Raw genomic sequence first — 20,229 nt, 5'->3', positions numbered from 1 at the left:
TCGCAACGAAAGCCGCCTGAGGCGGGCCGTGAGAACCAAACGACCGTTTGATCCGCGCGCCCGACCACCCCGAATCCATTGTCCCGCAGCACGCTGGCCCACTCTGCCCGGGCGCCCGTTGTTTGGTAACGCCGCTCTAGCGTGCTATGCCACACTGCACGGCATCGACGCTCGCGCCGTGTAGTGGCGCGCACCGCCGTCGATCACGACAAGACATGGAGACAGACGATGCGGAATGCGGTCCGGCGCGGCCATCGCTCGCCTTTGGCAATTTTCGACTGGATTTCCGGCCCGCAACGCGCGGCCCGGCCTATCTCGCCCGGAACATCCCGCGTGTTCGGCTGCGGCATGCTGGCGCTTGCGCTGCTTTGTACCGGTTGCGCGGAATCGTCGGCGCAGCGTGACGGCAACACGTCGGTCGCGTCGACGAAGATCGAACGCACCAAGGCCGAGCGGCTCGCCCGCGAGCAGCAGCTTGCACGTACCGTGCCGTCGCTCGCATCGATCAGCCTGACGCAACCGCGCCAGTTCACGCTGCGCGACTCGGGCCAGAACGGCGCGATGACGTTCCTGCGCGACGTCGATTTCCGTATCGTCAACAACCTCGGCTTCTTCATCCATCAGTTGTCCGCCACGCTGGTGCCGACGCAGGCCGGCGCGCCGATCGTGTTCGACGATCCGACGAGTTTCGAGATCGACGTGCATGAAGGCACGGTCACGCTCGACAACGCGAAGCTGACCGCGCTCTTCAACACCTACATCTTCGGCTACCGCAACGCGCCGCTGCGCAAGCTCGCCGTGTCGGCCGGCGACGGCGTGATTCACCTCCAAGGCGAGATGCAGCGCGACGGCTGGGTGCCGTTCTCGCTGACCGGCACGCTCGCGATCCGCGACGGCAGCCAGCTCGTGTTCCATCCGACGGGGGTGCGCGTTTCGGGCATCAACGCGCAGCCGGTGATGCGCGCGGCCAACGTGAAAATGGCCGACTTGCTGAAAGTCCAGACGCCGATCGCGCAACTCGCCGGCGACGATCTCGTGATGTCGGTCGACAAGCTGATGCCGCCGCCGCGCCTGAAACTCACGATCACCGCGGTGCGCGTGACACCGGCCGGCCTCGACCTGAAGCTCGACGACGGCACGCACGCCGGCTTCGCGATGCCTGCGAATGCGCCCCAGCAAGCCATGTACATTCGAGGCGGCGACGTGAAGTTCATGCGCTCGATGCCGATGAACGCGGACATCCTGATCGGCCCGGTCGACCCGGCGAAGCGCGACCAGACTTTCGTGTTCGACCTGTATCACTATCGCGACCAGGTGTCGGCCGGTTACTTCAATTTCGACGAAAGCGGTGCGATGGCGATCCGGATGCCTTCGTACACGGGCCCGGCCAGCGGCGCGCTGCTCGGCAACGCGGCCGCGCGCCTGAACGACAGCTTCCTCGCCGCGCAGCAGACTGCGCTGCGTGACATACGCCAGCACTGGGAAGCCTACGCACTCGCGGCGAACGCCACGCACCCCGGCATGCAGAAGGTCGCCATGCGGCGCACATCGACCACGCCGTTCAACGAGCGGCACGTGTCGAACCGCAACCCGACGATCCATCTGCGCAACGTCGATTTCAACCTGTCCGGGGATATCGGCTTTCACGTCGAGGATCTCGACGTGGAACTCGTATCGAAGCGGCCCGGCGAACCCGTCGATCTCGACGACCCGAACCAGTACGACATCCGGATTCTCGGCGGCACGGTCGTCGAGTCGTGGAAGGCGATGTCCGCGCTCTTCAACGACTATCTGCTCGACTACTCGCCGCGCTCGCTCAATGACCTGCAGCTGAGCGCGGACGGCACGAACCTGCGTGTCCAGGGCGGCATCAAGCTGTGGAACCATGTGCCCGGCGTCTGGCTGCCGACCGACATGAAGGGCTCGCTGTCCGTGCTCGACGACCGGCATCTCGCGTTCAAGCCATCCCAGGTGTCGGTGCTCGGGATTCCGCAGGCGAAGCTGCTGCGTTCGCTCGGCATCGAGCTCGCTTCGCTGACGCCGTTGCAGCGTCGCGGCGCGGAACTGCGCGGCGACACGCTCGTGCTCGACCAGTACACCGTGTTCCCGCCCCCCGTGCTGAACGGCAAGCTCGGCCAGGCAACGGTCGAGCGCGACGGGCTGCGCCTCACGTTCAGGCGTCTGGCGGGCTCGCCTGCGCCGCAACGGCCGCAGATCGATGCGCCGAGCTACATGTGGATGGAAGGCGGCGACATGAAGATGTTCAACGTGCTCGAACTGAACGTGCGCGCGCTGATCAGGAATTCGGCCGAGGCCGGCCCGATGCGTTTCGACCTGTACGGCTACCGCAGCCAGGTCGCGCAAGGTTCCGTGCGGATGCTGCCGGACGGCACGCTGGTCGTCGACATGGGCCAAAAGAATCCGCTCGCATCGCGTTGATGTGCATGCGCGACGCGCAGCAAAAAGCCCGGTGGCGCGTCGCCAACCGGGCTTTTCATTTACTCAGTCGTGCTTCAGTCCATCGATCACGTCGAGCAGCGCCTGCCGCAATGCAATTACGTCGACGGTTGCGCCCGGCTTGCCCGGTGTGCGCGCATCGGCGGCCTGGGCCTCCGGCTCGACGGGCGCCGGCGCGGCCCGCTCGCCGCCCGGCGAATCGAGCCGGTTGCGCGCGCCGTTGATCGTGAATCCCTGCTCGTACAACAACTCGCGAATCCGCCGGATCAGCAGCACTTCATGGTGCTGGTAATACCGACGATTGCCACGCCGCTTCACCGGCCGCAGTTGAGTAAATTCCTGTTCCCAATAACGCAGCACATGCGGCTTGACCCCGCACAGCTCGCTGACTTCACCGATCGTGAAGTAGCGCTTCGCGGGAATCGGAGGCAAGACGACTTTCTCAACCGTAGTGGTCATCGTCGGTTAACCGTCGGTAAAGGGTGCGCGGCGGCCGCGCGGGGACGTCAGCGCGCGGGGGCTTACTCCGCGCCGTTTTCGACCAGCGCCTTCAGCTTCTGGCTCGCGTGGAAGGTTACCACCCGGCGGGCGGCGATCGGAATCGCCTCGCCCGTCTTCGGATTGCGGCCCGGACGCTGCGGCTTGTCGCGCAGCTGGAAATTACCGAACCCCGACAGCTTGACGCTTTCGCCGTTTTCGAGCGCGTCGCGAATCACCTCGAAAAACGCCTCGACCATGTCCTTCGCTTCACGCTTGTTCAGCCCGACGCTGTCGAACAGCAACTCCGCCAGCTCCGCTTTCGTCAGCGTGGGCGTCTCGGTGGACGCCGGCGCCGAAGCATCGCGGTTCATGGCGCTGCGTTGCGCCGTCAGGAGGGCTTCGAATTCACTCGAGGTCATGTCGTTCATATCTGCCATACAGCGCGTTAAATCAAAACTTACGATCGGAAAAGGCCGCCCGCGAGCGGGCGGACCTCCTCCTTAGCCGCGCAGGCGCGCACCGGCGCGAGCCATCCGCTCGACCAGCGCCTGGATCGCCTGATCGACGACCTCGTCCTGTAGCGTGCCAGCCGCGTCCTGCAGCGTCACGCGGAAGGCAAGGCTCTTCTCGTGCGCGGCAAGGCCACCGGAAGTATTTGATTTTGCACGAAATTCGTCGAAGAGTACAACCTTCTGAACGAATCGGCAGGCCTCTTCGGCAAGCGCCTTCTTCATTTCGTCGAAAAGTGCCTGAACCTCGACCGCCTGATCGACGACAACGGCGATATCGCGACGAACCGGCGGGAATTTCGACACCTCGGTCGGCGTGGGCAACGCACGCGCAATCAGCGCGTCCGCGTCGATTTCGAACATCACCGGAGCGTGCGGCAGCTCGTACTTCTGCATCAGGCGCGGGTGCAACTCGCCGATCCAGCCAACCGCACGGCCGTCAACTTCGATTCGCGCGCTGCGCCCCGGATGGAGGGCCGGATGCTCCGCCTTCACGACGCGTGCGGCTGCCGGCGCGAGCAGCGCCTCGAGATCGCCCTTCACGTCGAAGAAATCGACCGCACGGGTCGCCACGCCCCACTGCTCGTCGAGCACCGGGCCATAGGCAAGCGCACCGACGCGCTTCGGCTGCACGTAGCCCTCGACCGTCAGCTCGCCGGCCTTCGCCGACGCATCGGCGAGGAACACACGGCCAGCCTCGAACACGCGCACGCGATCTGCACGGCGGTTCAGGTTGTGGCGCAGCACGGAAATCAGGCTGCCGAACAGCGTCGTGCGCATCACCGAGAGCTGGCTCGCGATCGGGTTCAGCAGGCGGATCGGCTGGTCGTTGCCCGCGAAATCCTGCTCCCACTCCGCATCGACGAAGCTGAAGTTGACGGTTTCCGCGTAGTCGCGCGCGGCGAGCGCGTGACGGACATCGTGGATCGAACGCCGCGTCTCGTTGGTCGCGCGCATTTCGCTCGTCGCGACCGGCGGACGCGCCGGGATCTTCTCGAAGCCGTAGATCCGCGCGACCTCCTCGATCAGGTCTTCCTCGATCTCGATGTCGAAGCGATGCGACGGCGGCGTGACGAGGAACGCGTCGTCTTCACGCTCGAACGGCAGGCCGAGGCGCGTGAAGATGCTGGCGATCTCGTCGGCGCCGATCTGCACGCCGATGATGCGGTTCGCGCGCGACACGCGCATCTTCACCGGCGCGCGCTGCGGCAGGTTCACGGACTGATCGTCGACCGGGCCGGCCTTGCCGCCGCAGATCTCGAGGATCAGCTGCGTGATGCGCTCGACGTGCTCGACGGTCGTCGCGTAATCGACGCCGCGCTCGAAGCGATGAGCCGCATCGGTCGAGAAGTTGTACTTGCGCGCGCGGCCGCGGATGCTGTCCGGCCACCAGAACGCGGCTTCCAGGTAGATGTTGGTCGTGTCGAGCGTGACGGCCGTGCTGTCGCCGCCCATGATGCCGGCCAGGCTTTCGACCTGGCGGTCATCCGAAATGACGCCGACCGTTTCGTCGAGTTCGACCGTGTTGCCGTTGAGCAGCTTCAGCGATTCGCCGCGCTTGCCCCAGCGCACCTCGATGCCACCGTGGATCTTGTCGAGATCGAACACGTGCGACGGGCGGCCGAGCTCGAACATCACGTAGTTCGAGATGTCGACGAGCGCCGACACGCTGCGCTGGCCGGAGCGCTCGAGGCGCTCGATCATCCACCGCGGGGTCTTCGCACGCGCGTTCACGCCGCGGATCACGCGACCCGAGAAGCGACCGCACAGATCGGGGGCGGCAATGCGCACCGGCAGCGTTTCGTCGAGTTCGACGCGCACCGGGCGGATATCGACCGGCGTCAGCGGCGCACCGGTGATCGCGGCCGTCTCGCGCGCAATGCCGAACACGGACAGGCAGTCGGCCTTGTTCGGCGTCAGCTTGATTTCGAAGATCGTGTCGTCGAGATTGAGCGTCTCGCGGATGTCCTGGCCGACCGGTGTATCTTCCGGCAGCACCAGCAGGCCGCTGTGATCCTCGGACAGCTTCAGTTCACGTGCCGAGCACAGCATCCCCTGGCTCTCCACGCCGCGCAGCTTCGACAGCTTGATCGCGAACGGCTTGCCACCCTCTTCCGCCGGCGGCAGCTCCGCGCCGACCAGCGCGACCGGCACCTTGATGCCGGGCGCGACGTTCGGTGCGCCGCAGACGATATTCAGCGTCGCGCCGGTGCCGGCATCGACCTGGCAGACATTGAGCTTGTCCGCATCCGGATGCTTGACGACTTCGAGCACGCGGCCGACGACGATCTTCGACGTCGGCGGCGCAGCCTTGCTCAGCGATTCGACTTCGAGCCCCGCCATCGTCAGCGCGTGCGACAGTTCGTCGGTCGTCAGCTGCGGGTCGACAAAGGTTCTCAACCAGGATTCAGGGAATTGCATGGATGTCTACGTTCGAAACAGGTTAGATCGACGCCCGGGCCCCGTCGGATCGTCCGTCGGGGTGTGCACGGGCACAGGTCGGCGCGGCGCGCGGCGTTACGCGAACTGGCGCAGGAAACGCAGGTCGTTCTCGAAGAACAGCCGGAGATCCTGGACGCCGTAGCGCAGCATCGTCAGGCGCTCGAGGCCGCTGCCGAACGCGAAGCCGATGTAGCGCTCGGGATCGAGGCCCATGTTGCGAATCACGGTCGGATGCACCTGCCCCGAACCGGAAATCTCGAGCCACTTGCCGGCGTTCTTGCCTTGCTCGAACATCATGTCGATCTCGGCCGACGGTTCCGTGAACGGGAAATACGACGGACGGAAGCGCACGAGGATGTCGTCGCGCTCGAAGAATTTTTTCAGGAAGTCGGTATAGACGCCCTTGAGATCGGCGAAGCTGATGTTTTCGTCGATCCACAGCCCCTCGACCTGATTGAACATCGGCGAGTGGGTCGCATCGCTGTCGACGCGATACGTGCGGCCCGGCGCGATCACCTTGATCGGCGGACGGTTCATGCGCGCGTAACGCACCTGCATCGGGCTCGTGTGCGTGCGCAGCAGCAGCTGGCGGCCGTCGGCATCCTTGCCTTCGACGTAGAAGGTGTCCTGCATCGAACGCGCCGGATGGTTCTCCGGGCTGTTCAGCGATGTGAAGTTGTACCAGTCGGTCTCGATTTCGGGGCCGTCTGCCACATCGAAGCCGATCGAGCCGAAAATCTGTTCGACACGCTCCCACGTGCGCATCACGGGGTGCAGGCTGCCCGCACCGGCGCCGCGGCCCGGCAACGTCACGTCGATCGACTCGGCGGCGAGGCGCTGGTTCAGCAGCGCGTCGGCCAGTGCCTGACGGCGTGCGGTCAGCGCGGCTTCAACCTGCTGCTTCGCGACGTTGATGCGTGCGCCTTCGGTCTTGCGTGCTTCGGGATCGAGCTTGCCGAGGCCCTTCAGCAACTCGGTCAGCGCACCCGACTTGCCGAGAAATCGTGCTTTCTCGTTTTCGAGCGTGGTGATGTCGGCAGCCTGTTCGAAGGACTGCTGCGCGTCGGCGACAATCTGGTCCAGATCCATAGATCCCATCATTTCCAACGTCATTCGGTCTTGGCGAGCGAAATCGCACACCAAACAAAAAAGGGGCTCGGAAGAGCCCCGTTTTCGCTGCAGCGGCCGAAACTACCGGAGCATCGCTGCAACTAACCACGCAGTGCTAATTTCGCAATTAGGCTGCAACGGCGGCTTTCACCTGCTTGACGATCGCAGCAAAAGCAGCCTTGTCGAACACCGCCATGTCAGCCAGCACCTTACGGTCGAGTTCGATCGACGCCTTCTTCAGGCCATTGATGAACACGCTGTAGGTCATGTCGTGCTGACGAACCGCCGCGTTGATACGCGTAATCCACAGTGCGCGGAACACACGCTTCTTGTTGCGACGATCGCGATATGCGTACTGACCAGCGCGCATCACCGCCTGCTTGGCGATGCGGTAGACGTTATTGCGGCGACCGCGATAACCCTTGGCCAGGTTGATGATCTTCTTGTGGCGGGCCCGTGCGGTTACCCCACGTTTGACTCGAGGCATGTTTCTCTCCTTAGAGTATCGATTGAGGGGTTACGCGAACGGCAGCATCGCGCGGACGGAGTTCAGATCGGAATCATGAACTGCCGTTGCGCCGCGCAGGTGGCGCTTGTTCTTCGTGGTTTTCTTGGTCAGGATGTGACGCTTGAAGGCTTGACCGCGCTTGACGGTACCGCCCGGACGCACCACGAAGCGCTTTGCAGCGCTCTTCTTGGTCTTCATCTTAGGCATGACGAACAACTCCAGTTTATTAGATGGCGATGGGTGTGCGGTTGGCTTGCGCCCTTGACCCGCCCTTCGAAACCCAGTCCACTTGTGTACGGCGAACCGCTTGCGCAGCCGCCGTCATTGCTGGCACGTTGCCCTGACCGGGCAACGCGCCGAACCACTGCGAACCTGCGCGCGAAGCGCGCGGGCCCGTTACTTCTTTTTCTTCGGCGAGAGCACCATGATCATCTGGCGCCCTTCCATCTTCGGCATCTGCTCGACCTGGCCGACTTCCTCGAGATCCGTGCGCAGACGCTCAAGCATCCGCATACCGATTTCCTGGTGAGCCATTTCGCGACCGCGGAAACGCAACGTGATCTTCGTCTTGTCGCCTTCTTCGAGGAAGCGCACGAGATTGCGGAGCTTGACGTTGTAATCCCCGTCATCGGTACCCGGGCGGAACTTGACTTCCTTGACCTGGATGACCTTCTGCTTCAGCTTCGCTTCGTGCTGCTTCTTCGATTCCTGGTACTTGAACTTGCCGTAATCCATCAGACGGCAAACCGGGGGAACCGCTTGCGGCGCGATTTCCACCAGGTCAACATCCAGTTCTTCCGATTTACGGAAAGCATCAGCGAGTTTTACGATACCGAGCGGTTCGTTCTCGATCCCGACCAGACGCACTTCCGGCGCAGTGATTTCACCGTTGATGCGATGCGACGACTTATCAGTAGCGATGTTACGTTTCCTCTAAAAATTAAAAAAACGAGCCGCGCTGCCAGGGCGGTTACTTGAACGAGCGCAGGTCTTCCTGCAGACGCTCAACGAAGGCTTCGACCGGCATCACGCCAAGATCGACGCCGCCACGGGCACGCACGGCTACCGTTTGCGCATCACGCTCCTTATCACCCACGACGAGGAGATAAGGCACCTTTTCCAGCGTGTGCTCGCGTATTTTATAGCTAATCTTCTCATTGCGCAAATCGGCCGTCACTCTAACCCCTTGTTTTTGCAACGATTGGGCCAGAGATTGCGCATATTCGGCCTGACTTTCGGCAATATTGAGCACAACTGCCTGGAACGGCGCGAGCCAGGCAGGCATTGCACCAGCGTGGTGCTCGATCAAAATGCCGAGGAAACGCTCCATCGAACCGACGATCGCACGGTGCAACATCACCGGCCGGCGACGGCTGCTGTCGTCGGCAACATACTCGGCGCCGAGGCGTTCCGGCAGCACCATGTCGAGCTGCAGCGTACCGCACTGCCACGAACGGCCGAGCGCATCCTTGATGTGGTACTCGATCTTCGGACCGTAGAACGCGCCTTCACCCGGCAATTCTTCCCACGTCAGACCGCAGGCGGTCAGTGCGTCGCGCAGGCCCTGCTCGGCACGATCCCACGTCTCGTCCGTGCCCGCACGCTGATCCGGGCGCAGCGACAGCTTGATGTCGATGTGATCGAAACCGAAGTCCTTGTACACGCTCATCGCCAGCGTATTGAACGCGATCGATTCCGAGATGAACTGGTCTTCCGTACAGAAGATGTGCGCATCGTCCTGCACGAAGCCGCGCACGCGCATCAGGCCGTGCAGCGCGCCCGATGCCTCGTTGCGGTGGCACGAACCGAATTCCGCATAGCGCAGCGGCAGGTCGCGATACGAGCGCAAGCCGTGCTTGAACACCTGGACGTGACCCGGGCAGTTCATCGGCTTGATCGCGTAGTCGCGCTTCTCCGACTCCGTCGTGAACATGTTCTCGCGGTAGTTCTGCCAATGGCCCGACGCCTCCCACAGCGAGCGGTCCATGATCATCGGCGTCTTGATCTCGAGGTAGCCGGCTTCGTTCACCCGGCGGCGCATGTATTGCTCGACCTGCTGCCACAGCGCCCAGCCCTTCGGATGCCAGAACACCATGCCCGGCGATTCTTCCTGCATGTGGAACAGGTCGAGCTGCTTGCCGAGCTTGCGGTGGTCACGCTTTTCCGCTTCCTCGAGCATGTGCAGGTACTGGTCCTGGTCTTCCTTCTTCGTCCAGGCCGTGCCGTAGATGCGCTGCAGCTGCTCGTTCTTCGAATCGCCGCGCCAGTACGCGCCCGCGACCTTCATCAGCTTGAAGACCTTCAGCTTGCCCGTCGACGGTACGTGCGGGCCACGGCACAGATCGGTAAAGCCGCCGTGCGAATACAGCTTGATTTCGTCGCTCTGCGGAATCGATTCGATGATCTCGGCCTTGTACTTCTCGCCGATGCTGCGGAAGTAGCCCGCCGCTTCGTCGCGCGACACGACACGGCGCGTCACGGGCTCGTCCTTCTTCGCGAGCTCCTGCATGCGCTTTTCGATCTTCTCCAGATCTTCAGGCGTAAACGGACGGTTGTACGAGAAGTCGTAATAGAAGCCGTTGTCGATCACCGGGCCGATCGTCACCTGCGCGTCCGGATACAGTTCCTTCACCGCGTATGCGAGCAAGTGCGCCGTCGAGTGGCGAATGATGTCGAGGCCATCGGCATCCTTGTCGGTCACGATCGCGAGCGACGCGTCGCGGTCGATCACGGCCGACGTATCGACGAGCTCGCCATCGAGCTTGCCACCAAGCGCAGCCTTCGCAAGGCCGGGACCGATCGAGGCTGCAACCTCGGCAACTGTCACCGGATGCTCGTATTGTCGAACTGAGCCGTCAGGCAAGCGTATCGAAACCATAGCAATCTCCGTGATGCCGACAGTGGGCGGCAGACCAGGTACGCGACATGAAAATCGCGCGGGAAAATTTCGCGACAAAAAAAATGCGGCCCCGCTTTCGAGGGGCCGCATTCGATACTTCACTCAGACTGAAAGGGCGAAAGGGTTCCTCGACTAGCGTCGCTCCGAAAAGGTTTCGGTCAACGTTCGCGGTGTCATAACCGTATTCGCCTTGTTCGCGTTGAGTTATTTACTGCATCGAACACCCGGAGACCGGGCATTCTCAATTCGTTGGTAGGCTCGATTGGACTCGAACCAACGACCCCCACCATGTCAAGGTGGTGCTCTAACCAGCTGAGCTACGAGCCTAAAGAAGCTAAGATTATATGGAGCCGTTACCGGCTTGGCAAGTGTTTTTATGCGGTCGCAGCAAAATAACGGGGCTCCAACCCCATATCATGCCTTCCGCCCCGCCCTCACGACACCTTGCACCTCGCCGAGCAGCGTGCACGCGCGCTGCACCTGCGCCGAGTTGGACACCTCGACCGTGAACTGCATGAATGCCGCATTGCGGCGACTCTGCGTCTTCACACCGACCACGTTCATCTTCTCGCGCGCGAACACTTCGGAGATATCGCGCAGCAACCCTTGCCGATCGCTTGCCTCGATCATCAGATCGACCGGATAGACGGACGCACCGCGCCCGCCGAGTACGTCGGCCGACCAGGTCGTCTGCAGCACGCGCTCCGGCGCGCGCTCGACCATCCGGCGGAACGTCGGGCAATCGGTGCGGTGGATCGACATCCCCTTGCCGCGCGTGACGAAACCGCTGATCGGATCAGGCGGCGCCGGACGGCAGCAGCGCGCGAGCTGGGTCAGCAGCGCGTCGACGCCCACGACCAGCACGCCGGTCGACGCGCCGTGCGCCACGCTCGCGCCGCTGCTGCGTTTCTCGAAATCGGCGGGCGCTTCGGGCGCCGGCTCCGGCGGCGGCGCATCGGACAGCGCGTGCTCGACATTGCGCAGGCTGAACTCTTCCTTGCCAACGACCGAGAACAGCTCCTCGGGCGACTTGAAGCCGAGCTTCGCGGCGAGATTATCCAGGTTGACCGATGTCTTGCCCTCGCGCTGCAGCGTCTTTTCGACGAGCGCGCGGCCATGCGAGATGTTTTCTTCCTGCTCGATCGAGTTGAACCATGCACGCACCTTCTGACGCGCACGCGGGCTCTTCATGTAACCGAGCTGCAGGTTCAGCCAGTCGCGCGACGGCCCGCCCTCCTTCACCGCGACGATCTCGACCGTCTGGCCGTTTGCGAGCGGCGTGTTGAGCGGCACCATCGCGCCGTCGACGCGCGCGCCGCGGCACCGATGGCCAAGCTCGCTGTGCAGGTGGTACGCGAAATCGACCGGCGTCGCGCCCTGCGGCAACGCGATCACACGCGCCTGCGGCGTCAGCACGTAGATGTGGTCGTCGTCGAGCGACGTCTCTCGCAATTGGGCCCACGCCTTGTCGCCCGACTTTTCCGCGCCGTCCTCGACGTCATCCTTCCACGCGAGCAGCTGCCGCAGCCATGCGATCTTCTCGTCGTATTTGTCGCTCGCCGAGAACTGGCCGCCGTAGCCGCGCGCGCCGGCCTCCTTGTAGCGCCAGTGCGCGGCGACGCCGTACTCGGCGAAACGGTGCATCTCCTGCGTGCGGATCTGCACCTCGAACGCGCGGCCGTCATCGCCGATCACGACCGTATGCAGCGACTTGTAGCCGTTCGGCTTCGGCCGCGAGATGTAGTCGTCGAATTCCTTCGGCACCGGCTGCCACAGGTGATGCACGATGCCGAGCACCGCGTAGCAATCCTTGATGTCCGGCACGATCACGCGAAACGCGCGCACGTCGTACAGCTCGGAGAAATCGAGCTCCTTGCCGCGCATCTTGCGCCAGATGCTGTAGATATGCTTCGGCCGGCCGCTCACATCGGCCTGGATGTGCGCGTCCGCCAGCTCCTGCTGCAACCGGTCGATCGCCTGCGTGACGTACGCTTCGCGCTCGATGCGCTTCTCGTCGAGCAGCTTCGCGATCCGCTTGTAGGTGACGGGATCCTCGAAGCGGAACGCGAGATCCTCGAGCTCCCACTTCAGTTGCCAGATACCGAGACGGTTCGCGAGCGGCGCATAGATCTCGAGCGTCTCGCGCGCGACGTCGGGCGGCGGTTCGATCTTCGCGGCCGCGTAGTAGCGCAGCGACTGCAGGCGCGACGCGAGCCGGATCAACACCACGCGGATGTCTTGCGCGAACGCGAGCAGCATCTTGCGCAGCGCCTCGATCTGCGTACGCCGCTCTTCCGCCGTGTCGCGCCCCGCATCGGGCACCGCGTTCTGCGCGGCACGCAGGCTGACGGTACCGAGCCGCAACAGCTTGCGCACGTCGGACACGAGCCGCGCCACTTCGTCGCCGAAACGCTCGGTGAGTTCGCGCTCGGGGTCGCTCAGGTGCGGCGTCAGCACGAATAGTGCGGCCGCCTGCATCGCGGGCGGATCGACGTTCAGCGTGCGCATGATCGACGCCGTGCCCGCCGAGTGATCGGCGAGCAGTTCGCCCGACGACAGGCGCGCGTCGCCGGCCCGTTCGCGCACGAACGCGAGCACGTCGTCGAACGACGGTGCCGCGACGGGGGAAGCGGAAACGGACTCGGTCATTGCTTGGCCTGGCGGAATGCGATCATCGTCGGGTTACGTCCGGTTCAGCTCCGCTGTGCGGCGACCACCACGATCTCGACGAGCAACGCCGGATCCGCGAGCTTCGCCTCGACGGTGGCGCGCGGCGGCGTGTTGCTCTGCGCGACCCATGCATCCCACTCCGCATTCATGCCGTCGAAATTCGCCAGATCGGAAATGTAGATCTGCACCGACAGCAGATGCGCCTTGTCGCTGTTCGCTTCGGCGAGCAGGCGGTCGATGTGGCCGAGCACTTCGCGCGTCTGGCCCTTGATGTCCTGCGTGGTGTCTTCGGCGATCTGGCCGGCCAGATACACGGTACCGTTGTGGATCGCGGTTTCGGAGAGTCGGGCCCCGACGTGGTGACGAATGACTGCCATGGAATGTTCCGGTCGTGAGTGGATGGAGATTCGGGTGACGGCACGGCCCGCGTGCCGTCGAACCGCATATTATGACGCGTTTATGCGCTGCCTTCGACGAAAAACCGCCGCGCGAGCGCAATCTGGCCTGCGTCGATGAACGCCGGCGCATGGCCCGCCCCTGGAATCTCGGCGTGCGTGACATGTCGGCCACGACGCACCATGTCGGCCACCGTCTCGCGCGACAGCAGGTCGGACGTCTCGCCCCGCACGACGAGCAGCGATGCATCCGTCGTCTCGATGGCGTGCCACAGCGCGGCCTCGCCGAGTGCGGCCAACTCGGGCGTGGTTGCCTTGAACGGCTCGGCGATGCGCGGATCGTAGCGGACCGTCCAGCCACCTTCGGGCAGTTCGCGCAACAGCGGCCCGTTGATCTCGCGCCACTCGTCGGCGCTCAGCGCACCGAACGGCAGCGACAGCGACGTCAAATAGTCGATGCCCTCCTGCTCGGTCGCAAAGCGCGGCTGCACGCCGAGATATTCGCCGATGCGCGTCAGCGAATCGGGTTCGATGCGCGGGCCGACGTCGTTGACGATCATCCGGCGCAGCGGCGAACCGGGCAGCCCCGCGAACGCCATGCCGATCAGGCCGCCCATCGACGTGCCGAACCAGTCGACCGATTCGACGTCGAGTCGCGCGATCAGCGTCACCATGTCGGCCACGTATTGCGGAATCGCATAGAGCCGCGGATCGGCCAGCCAGTCCGATTGGCCGCGCCCGACGATGTCGGGGCAGACGACGCGATACGTATCGGACAGCGCCGTGGCGAGCCGGTCGAAATCGCGCCCGGAACGGGTCAGGCCGTGCACGCAAACCAGCACGCGCGGGTTCGCGGGCTCGCCCCACTCGGTATAGGCGACGTGGTGAAGGCCGGCCGCGCTCGCACACTGCACGCGCCGCTGACGGGGAATCGGGGAGTTCACGGGGGAAGTGGGCATCGGAGGCGTCCTGCCGAACGGTGCGGCGCGATGGCATGTGGGCCCGGCCCGCCAGGGCAGCCGGGGGATGCGATCGATTGTAAACCCGTTCCGGATCACGAGTCGCGTGACCGCCCTTGCGGGCTTGCGGCTCGTGCGAGCGCCAATGAAATGTCACGCGGCCGTGCGGAATCGGGCGCGGTGTTCCGTGTTCAGCAGGCTACCGATCCAGCCTCCCCTGCGGCCGCGGCGACGGCGCCGCAAACGCACCATCGCGCACCATCGCGCACCGGCCCGTCATGACCGGGAAAGCGCGGCTATTTCTGCATGACCGCGCCGATGCTCGCACCGACCACGCACAGCGTGCCGGCGACCTGCAGCGTGCTCATCGGCTGCGCCAGCACGACATAACCGATCCCCGCAGCGATCGCGGGCTCGGCGCTCATCAGGATGCCGAATGCCGATGCGCTCATCCGTCGCAACGCAATCAGTTCGAGCACGTACGGAAACAGCGGGACGAGCACCGCCAGATACGCGGCATCGATCAGTTGGCCGGCCGGCAAGTGGCCGCCGCTTTGCGCCAGCCCGAACGGCGTCGTGACGAGCGCGGCCACGAACAGCGACGCGGACAGCCCTTGCAGCCCGTCGAACAGCGTGCCGACACGCTTCATCAACACGATATAGGCGGCCCAGCCAAGCGCAGAGCCGATCGGGAAGACCAGCGCGGCCGGCGCCGTCACCCACATGCCGTCCTGCCGCGCCAGCAGCAGCACGCCAACCAGCGCAAGTGCCGGCCATGCCAGCATCGCCGGCTTGCGCACGCCGATCGTGGCGACCGCCAGCGGCCCGAGAAAGTTGATCGCCACCGCGAGCCCGAGCGGCACGCGACGCACGGCTTCGAAGAAGCATAGCGTCATTGCGGCCATCGCCGTGCCGAGCGCGATGGCCGCGATCCAGCGCTGCCGGGAATAGGTGTGCAGCGGCGGCCGGACGACAACGGCCAGCGCGAGCGCGGCGAAACAGAGCCGCAGCCAGGTCGTGCTGACGGTGCCGTACTCGATCGTCGCCGGCCTCGACAGCGCCGCGCCGAGCTGCACGCTGCACATCGACGCGACGGCCAGCAGCGGCGCCACCGCATTCGTGAAAGGTGACGCCGCGCGCTGCGCGACATCCGGTCGTACCGTACTCGATTCCTCGCTCATGCAACCGCTCCGGTTTAGTGACACGCCGATGCTAACCGCGGCCGCATGCTTGATATAAGCTGATAATTCTTATGCCCGCATCAGGAATATTGATGACCCGCGATCTCGACAGCACCCTGCTGCGCACGTTCGTCACCGTGGTCGAAACCGGCAGCGTCAGCACGGCGGCAACAGCGCTGCATCGCACGCAGGCCGCCGTCAGCATGGCGCTGCGACGGCTCGAGGATGAAGTCGGCCAGCGCCTGCTCGAACGCTCGCCGCGCGGCGTCACGCCGACGGCCGCGGGCAACGTGCTGCTGCCCTATGCACACCAGCTGCTCGGCGTCGGGCTCGCCGCACGCGCCGCGCTCGCCGCAGGCGACATCTCGGGCACCGTACGGCTCGGTGTCCTCGAGGACATCGCCGTCGGCCGTCTGCCGCACGCGTTGCGACAGTTCGCAGCGTCATTTCCGAACGTCGCGCTCGAGATCGTCGTCGACACGAGCCCCGTCCTGTCGCAGCGACTCTCGAGCCACGCACTGGATTTCGTGATCGGCGACCCCGCGCTGATCCGGGGAGAGCCGCTCGCGACATGGCAGCATCCGCTGCACTGGGCCGCCGCAACCACCACCAACCGGCTCCCTCGCAACGAACCGGTGCCGATCGTTGCGTTCGGCGGCACCTGCCCGTGGCAGGAAAAGCTGTTCGCGATGTTGCGCGACGCCGGCCGTGCGTGGCGCGTCATCTGCACCAGCACGAGCCTGTCCGCGATCCAGTCGGCGGTCGAGGCAGGCCTCGGCGTCGCGGTACTGCTCGACTGGAACGTGCGTCGCGACACGATGCGCGCACTCGATCCGCTGGCAGCCGGGTTGCCCGCGCCACCCGCCGCGGATTTCGGGCTGTTCAGCCGCGCGGACCTCGGCGATCACACGTCGGCGGCAGTCACGCTGCAACGCTTCCTGTTTCATGCGCTGCAGCTGGGTTCGCCCGACGACGGCACGCCCACCGGCGAACAGCGCGTGGAATCGTTGCAGACCGCCGTCTGACGCGGCAGGGCGCGCATGCCGCAAACATAAACGCCCCGCATGCCTGACGGCATGCGGGGCGAATCGACATGAAGAAAACTCAGGCGACCGCGCTGACGTCGAGCGGCGCGCCCGTCTTTGCCTGGATCTCGTCGGCGCTCACGCCATCGGCGAGCTCGAGGACCTTCAGGCCGGACGGCGTCACTTCGATCACGCCGAGATCGGTGATGATCAGGTCGACCACACCGACACCCGTCAACGGCAGGTTGCATTCCTCGAGGATCTTGTGCTGATCGCCCTTCGCGACATGCTCCATCAGCACGACGACACGCTTCACGCCGGCGACGAGATCCATCGCGCCGCCCATCCCCTTGATCATCTTGCCGGGGATCATCCAGTTCGCGAGGTCACCCTGCTTGCTGACCTGCATCGCGCCGAGGATCGCGAGGTTGATGTGGCCGCCGCGGATCATCGCGAACGAATCGGCCGACGAGAAGATCGACGAGCCCGGCAGCGTCGTGACGGTTTGCTTGCCGGCGTTGATGAGATCGGCGTCGACTTCGTCTTCGGTCGGCGACGGGCCGATGCCGAGCAGGCCGTTCTCCGACTGCAGCCACACCTCGACACCATCCGGCACGTGGTTCGCGACGAGCGTCGGCAGGCCGATGCCGAGGTTCACGTAGAAGCCGTCCTGCAGTTCCTTCGCCGCGCGCGCGGCCATCTGGTCACGATTCCAGGCCATGTCAGTCTCCTTTCGCGCGTACGACGCGTTGTTCGATGCGTTTTTCGGGCGTCGCGTTCAGCACGATGCGCTGCACGAAAATCCCCGGCGTGTGGATGTGATCCGGATCGAGCTCGCCGTTCTCGACGATTTCCTCGACCTCCGCGACGGTGATCTTGCCGGCCATCGCGCACATCGGGTTGAAGTTGCGCGCGGTGCGGCGATAGATCAGGTTGCCCGACTTGTCGGCCTTCCAGGCCTTCACGAGCGCGACATCGGCCGTCAGCGACGGCTCGAGCACGTAGTGGCGATCGCCGAACTGGCGCGTTTCCTTGCCTTCCGCGATCACGGTGCCGTAGCCCGTGTTCGTGAAGAACGCCGGGATGCCCGCGCCGCCCGCACGCAGCTTTTCGGCGAGCGTGCCTTGCGGCGTGAATTCGAGTTCGAGTTCGCCGGCCAGGTACTGGCGCTCGAACTCCTTGTTCTCCCCGACGTACGACGAGATCATCTTCTTGATCTGGCGCGTTTCCAGCAACAGGCCGAGGCCGAAACCGTCGACGCCCGCGTTGTTGCTGATGCAGGTGATGCCCTTGACGGCCGAATCGCGCAACGCCGCGATCAGCGCCTCCGGAATCCCGCACAGGCCGAAGCCGCCCACCGCGAAGGTCTGTCCGTCACGGACGATCCCTTCCAGCGCGGCAGCCGCGCTTGGATAGACTTTGTTCATCTGTTGTCCCTTCCTCTATGGAAACCAGCGAAACCGGTTCACGCGCCACGTGGCCCGCAAGCCCGCCGCATCATTCTATGCATGCACGGCGATGCCTGCGTCGAGGCGCGCTGTTTTTATACCGCGGCAAACCGCCACGAGATGCCTGAAAGGGTACGATGCGGCGCGGATGCGGCACAATACGCAAAAATACATAAGCGTTTGCCTCCGCTTGCCTGCGCCATGCCCGCTCTCGATTACCAGACCGCCTTCCACCTCGCGCCGCTCGGCCTCGTCCTGTCGCGCGACCGCGTGATCGAGGATTGCAACGACGCGCTCGCGTCGATCTTCCGCTGCGTGCGGGCCGACCTGATCGGGAAATCGTACGAGGTGCTCTACCCGTCGACGGACGAATTCCAGCGAATCGGCGAACGTATCGCGCGCATGATGGCCGCGAACGGCATCTACTCGGACGACAGAATCATGAAACGAGCGGACGGCGAGCTGTTCTGGTGCCACGTCACCGGCCGCGCGCTCGACCGCACCGCACCGCTCGCGGCAGGCGTCTGGACCTTCGAGGATTTGAGCGCGACGCGCCGGGTCGCCGTCGAACTGACCCCGCGCGAGCGCGAGATCGCCGCCCAGCTCGCAACCGGCAAGACCAGCAAGCAGATCGGGCGCGTGCTCGACATCAGCTCGCGCACGGTCGACATCTACCGCGCGCGTCTGATGCGCAAGTACGGCACCAACAATACGCCGGAGCTGCTGCAGCGCCTGCTCGGGCAGTGAACGGCGGCTCCCGGATGACAATCGGCCGCGCATGGCGGCCGATTCGTGAAACAGCAGGCATGGCGTGCCGCCGGCGCCCGGGCGGCGGCCTCGCCGTGCCGGCGCTCAGCCGACCTTCGTCGCGAGCGCGCGCTCGATCGTGTCGCGCAGCAACTGGGGCAGCGGTACCGACTTGCCGAGCGCGTAGTCGACCCACACGCAGCGCGCCTTGCCGCGCGCATAGACATGCTGCGGATCGTCCGCGCGCGTAAGCTCGAAACCGGTGTCGAAGCTGCTCCGGCCGGGTTTCGCGGCCGACATCTTCGCGATCACGTCGCCCGGATAGTGCAGTTGCTTGAGGAATTCCATCGACGCCGTGACGATGACGGGCCCCTGCCCCTCGCCATTGCCGCCGGCGATGCCGAGCTCCTCGAACCACGAGATCCGCGCCTGCTCCATGTAGCGGAAATAGACCGTGTTGTTCACATGGCCGAACGCGTCCATGTCGCCCCAGCGGATCGGCATCGACATCTCAAATACGGGGGAGTAATCGCTTGTTGCGCTCATTGCAGTCTTCTGTGTTGCTGAATGTCATCCGCTCAGGCGAGGCCGAAGCCGTCGTCGGCGGAGATAATCGAGCCATTGATGAACTGCGACTCGTCGGCCGCGAGCAGCAACAACAGCCCGTCGAGATCCTGCGGCTTGCCGACGCGCCGGCGCGGCAGCATCGACTGCAGCTTCTGGCCCTGCTCGGTTTCCCACAGGTAATGATTGATTTCGGTGTCGATATAACCCGGACAGATCGCGTTGACGTTGATCCCGTGGCGCCCCCACTCAAGCGCCATCGCGCGCGTCATCTGCACGACTGCGGCCTTGCTCATCGCGTACAGCCCGATCTGCGGGAACACGCGCAGGCCGGCCACCGACGCGATATTGATGATCCGGCACGGCGGCTTGCCGTTGCCGCTGCCGTTCGCGCGCATGATCATCCGCTTCGCGACTTCCTGCGCGACGAAAAACGCGCCGCGCGTGTTGGTGTCGAACACGAACTCGAAATCGGCCGGCGTCACGTCGACGAGCTTCTGCATCGTCGAGACACCCGAATTGTTCACGAGGATGTCGATCGTGCCGGCCTCCGTTTCCGCATGCGCGACCGCCGCCTTGATGCTCTGGACGTCGGTGACGTCGAGCGACACGACGTGCGCGGCGCCGCCCGCCGCCTCGATCTCGGCACGCAACTCCTTCAGGCGCTCGACGCGACGACTCGCGAGCACGACCTTTGCACCGGCCTGCGACAGCACCTGCGCAAAACGCTGCCCCAGGCCGCTCGACGCCCCCGTGACCAGCGCAACCTTGCCTTCCAGATTGATCGAACGACCCATTTGCACATCCCCTTTCGATGTCGTTTCGCCGCTACGGG

The 20,229-nt window shown here is 64.6% G+C and carries 19 protein-coding genes and 1 tRNA gene; 3 read left to right on the top strand and 17 right to left on the bottom strand.

The annotated features are described in order from the left end of the window. Positions 1-228 precede the first annotated feature (228 nt). The gene (locus APZ15_RS11245; protein ID WP_027787701.1) at positions 229-2,439 is read left to right on the top strand and encodes a hypothetical protein; all 2,211 of its coding nucleotides are present in this window, start codon (positions 229-231) and stop codon (positions 2,437-2,439) included. Positions 2,440-2,502: 63 nt separating this feature from the next. On the opposite strand, the gene APZ15_RS11240 is transcribed toward APZ15_RS11245, so the two are convergent. The 13 genes from APZ15_RS11240 to APZ15_RS11180 form a co-directional block, all read right to left on the bottom strand. Beyond that, positions 2,503-2,916, bottom strand: a complete 414-nt coding sequence (locus APZ15_RS11240) for a MerR family transcriptional regulator (RefSeq protein ID WP_027787702.1) — start codon at positions 2,914-2,916, stop codon at positions 2,503-2,505. Positions 2,917-2,978: 62 nt separating this feature from the next. Then, positions 2,979-3,365: an integration host factor subunit alpha gene (locus APZ15_RS11235; RefSeq protein ID WP_006486093.1), complete on the bottom strand. Its 387-nt coding sequence runs from the start codon at positions 3,363-3,365 to the stop codon at positions 2,979-2,981. 72 nt (positions 3,366-3,437) lie between these two features. Further along, a complete protein-coding gene (gene pheT, locus APZ15_RS11230; protein WP_027787703.1) occupies positions 3,438-5,867 on the bottom strand; it encodes a phenylalanine--tRNA ligase subunit beta in 2,430 nt (809 codons plus the stop codon). A 96-nt stretch (positions 5,868-5,963) separates the two neighbouring features. After that, on the bottom strand, positions 5,964-6,977 hold the full coding sequence (pheS, locus tag APZ15_RS11225; RefSeq protein WP_021162419.1) for a phenylalanine--tRNA ligase subunit alpha: 1,014 nt from the start codon (positions 6,975-6,977) through the stop codon (positions 5,964-5,966). A gap of 148 nt (positions 6,978-7,125) precedes the next feature. Then, positions 7,126-7,485 carry a 50S ribosomal protein L20 gene (gene rplT / locus APZ15_RS11220; protein ID WP_004192938.1) on the bottom strand — a complete coding sequence of 120 codons (360 nt, stop codon included), beginning with the start codon at positions 7,483-7,485 and terminating at the stop codon, positions 7,126-7,128. A gap of 30 nt (positions 7,486-7,515) precedes the next feature. Then, complete coding sequence (gene rpmI / locus APZ15_RS11215; RefSeq protein WP_004191477.1) at positions 7,516-7,713, bottom strand: 50S ribosomal protein L35; 198 nt, start codon at positions 7,711-7,713, stop codon at positions 7,516-7,518. A gap of 189 nt (positions 7,714-7,902) precedes the next feature. Beyond that, a complete protein-coding gene (gene infC / locus APZ15_RS11210) occupies positions 7,903-8,427 on the bottom strand; it encodes a translation initiation factor IF-3 (RefSeq protein WP_071734130.1) in 525 nt (174 codons plus the stop codon). A gap of 49 nt (positions 8,428-8,476) precedes the next feature. Continuing rightward, positions 8,477-10,384, bottom strand: a complete 1,908-nt coding sequence (gene thrS, locus APZ15_RS11205) for a threonine--tRNA ligase (protein ID WP_027787704.1) — start codon at positions 10,382-10,384, stop codon at positions 8,477-8,479. A 271-nt stretch (positions 10,385-10,655) separates the two neighbouring features. Beyond that, a tRNA-Val gene (locus APZ15_RS11200) sits at positions 10,656-10,732 on the bottom strand. 87 nt (positions 10,733-10,819) lie between these two features. Beyond that, a complete protein-coding gene (locus tag APZ15_RS11195; protein WP_027787705.1) occupies positions 10,820-13,054 on the bottom strand; it encodes a RelA/SpoT family protein in 2,235 nt (744 codons plus the stop codon). A gap of 44 nt (positions 13,055-13,098) precedes the next feature. After that, the gene (locus APZ15_RS11190) at positions 13,099-13,452 is read right to left on the bottom strand and encodes a RidA family protein (RefSeq protein WP_027787706.1); all 354 of its coding nucleotides are present in this window, start codon (positions 13,450-13,452) and stop codon (positions 13,099-13,101) included. Between the two features lie 80 nt (positions 13,453-13,532). Further along, positions 13,533-14,429, bottom strand: coding sequence for an alpha/beta fold hydrolase (locus APZ15_RS11185; RefSeq protein WP_027787707.1), 897 nt, complete (start codon positions 14,427-14,429; stop codon positions 13,533-13,535). 296 nt (positions 14,430-14,725) lie between these two features. Continuing rightward, a complete protein-coding gene (locus APZ15_RS11180; RefSeq protein WP_027787708.1) occupies positions 14,726-15,610 on the bottom strand; it encodes an EamA family transporter in 885 nt (294 codons plus the stop codon). A gap of 92 nt (positions 15,611-15,702) precedes the next feature. On the opposite strand from APZ15_RS11180, the gene APZ15_RS11175 reads away from it, so the two are divergent. Then, positions 15,703-16,635: a LysR family transcriptional regulator gene (locus tag APZ15_RS11175; protein ID WP_027787709.1), complete on the top strand. Its 933-nt coding sequence runs from the start codon at positions 15,703-15,705 to the stop codon at positions 16,633-16,635. 79 nt (positions 16,636-16,714) lie between these two features. On the opposite strand, the gene APZ15_RS11170 is transcribed toward APZ15_RS11175, so the two are convergent. Together APZ15_RS11170 and APZ15_RS11165 are read right to left on the bottom strand one after the other, a co-directional pair. Further along, positions 16,715-17,356, bottom strand: coding sequence for a CoA transferase subunit B (locus APZ15_RS11170; protein ID WP_027787710.1), 642 nt, complete (start codon positions 17,354-17,356; stop codon positions 16,715-16,717). A 1-nt stretch (position 17,357) separates the two neighbouring features. Next, positions 17,358-18,062: a CoA transferase subunit A gene (locus tag APZ15_RS11165; protein WP_021162428.1), complete on the bottom strand. Its 705-nt coding sequence runs from the start codon at positions 18,060-18,062 to the stop codon at positions 17,358-17,360. A 222-nt stretch (positions 18,063-18,284) separates the two neighbouring features. On the opposite strand from APZ15_RS11165, the gene APZ15_RS11160 reads away from it, so the two are divergent. Next, positions 18,285-18,830, top strand: coding sequence for a LuxR C-terminal-related transcriptional regulator (locus APZ15_RS11160; RefSeq protein WP_027787711.1), 546 nt, complete (start codon positions 18,285-18,287; stop codon positions 18,828-18,830). Positions 18,831-18,935: 105 nt separating this feature from the next. Here APZ15_RS11160 and APZ15_RS11155 read toward each other — a convergent pair whose 3' ends face one another. Both APZ15_RS11155 and APZ15_RS11150 read right to left on the bottom strand, forming a co-directional pair. Then, complete coding sequence (locus APZ15_RS11155; RefSeq protein ID WP_027787712.1) at positions 18,936-19,376, bottom strand: acyl-CoA thioesterase; 441 nt, start codon at positions 19,374-19,376, stop codon at positions 18,936-18,938. A 32-nt stretch (positions 19,377-19,408) separates the two neighbouring features. Then, positions 19,409-20,191, bottom strand: coding sequence for an SDR family oxidoreductase (locus APZ15_RS11150; protein WP_011351770.1), 783 nt, complete (start codon positions 20,189-20,191; stop codon positions 19,409-19,411). Positions 20,192-20,229 lie beyond the last annotated feature (38 nt).

Origin of the sequence: Burkholderia cepacia ATCC 25416 (assembly GCF_001411495.1) — a bacterium.
Lineage (GTDB): Bacteria > Pseudomonadota > Gammaproteobacteria > Burkholderiales > Burkholderiaceae > Burkholderia > Burkholderia cepacia.
The sequence above is the reverse complement of the archived record's forward strand: the minus strand, read 5'-3'. Positions and strand labels throughout refer to the sequence as shown.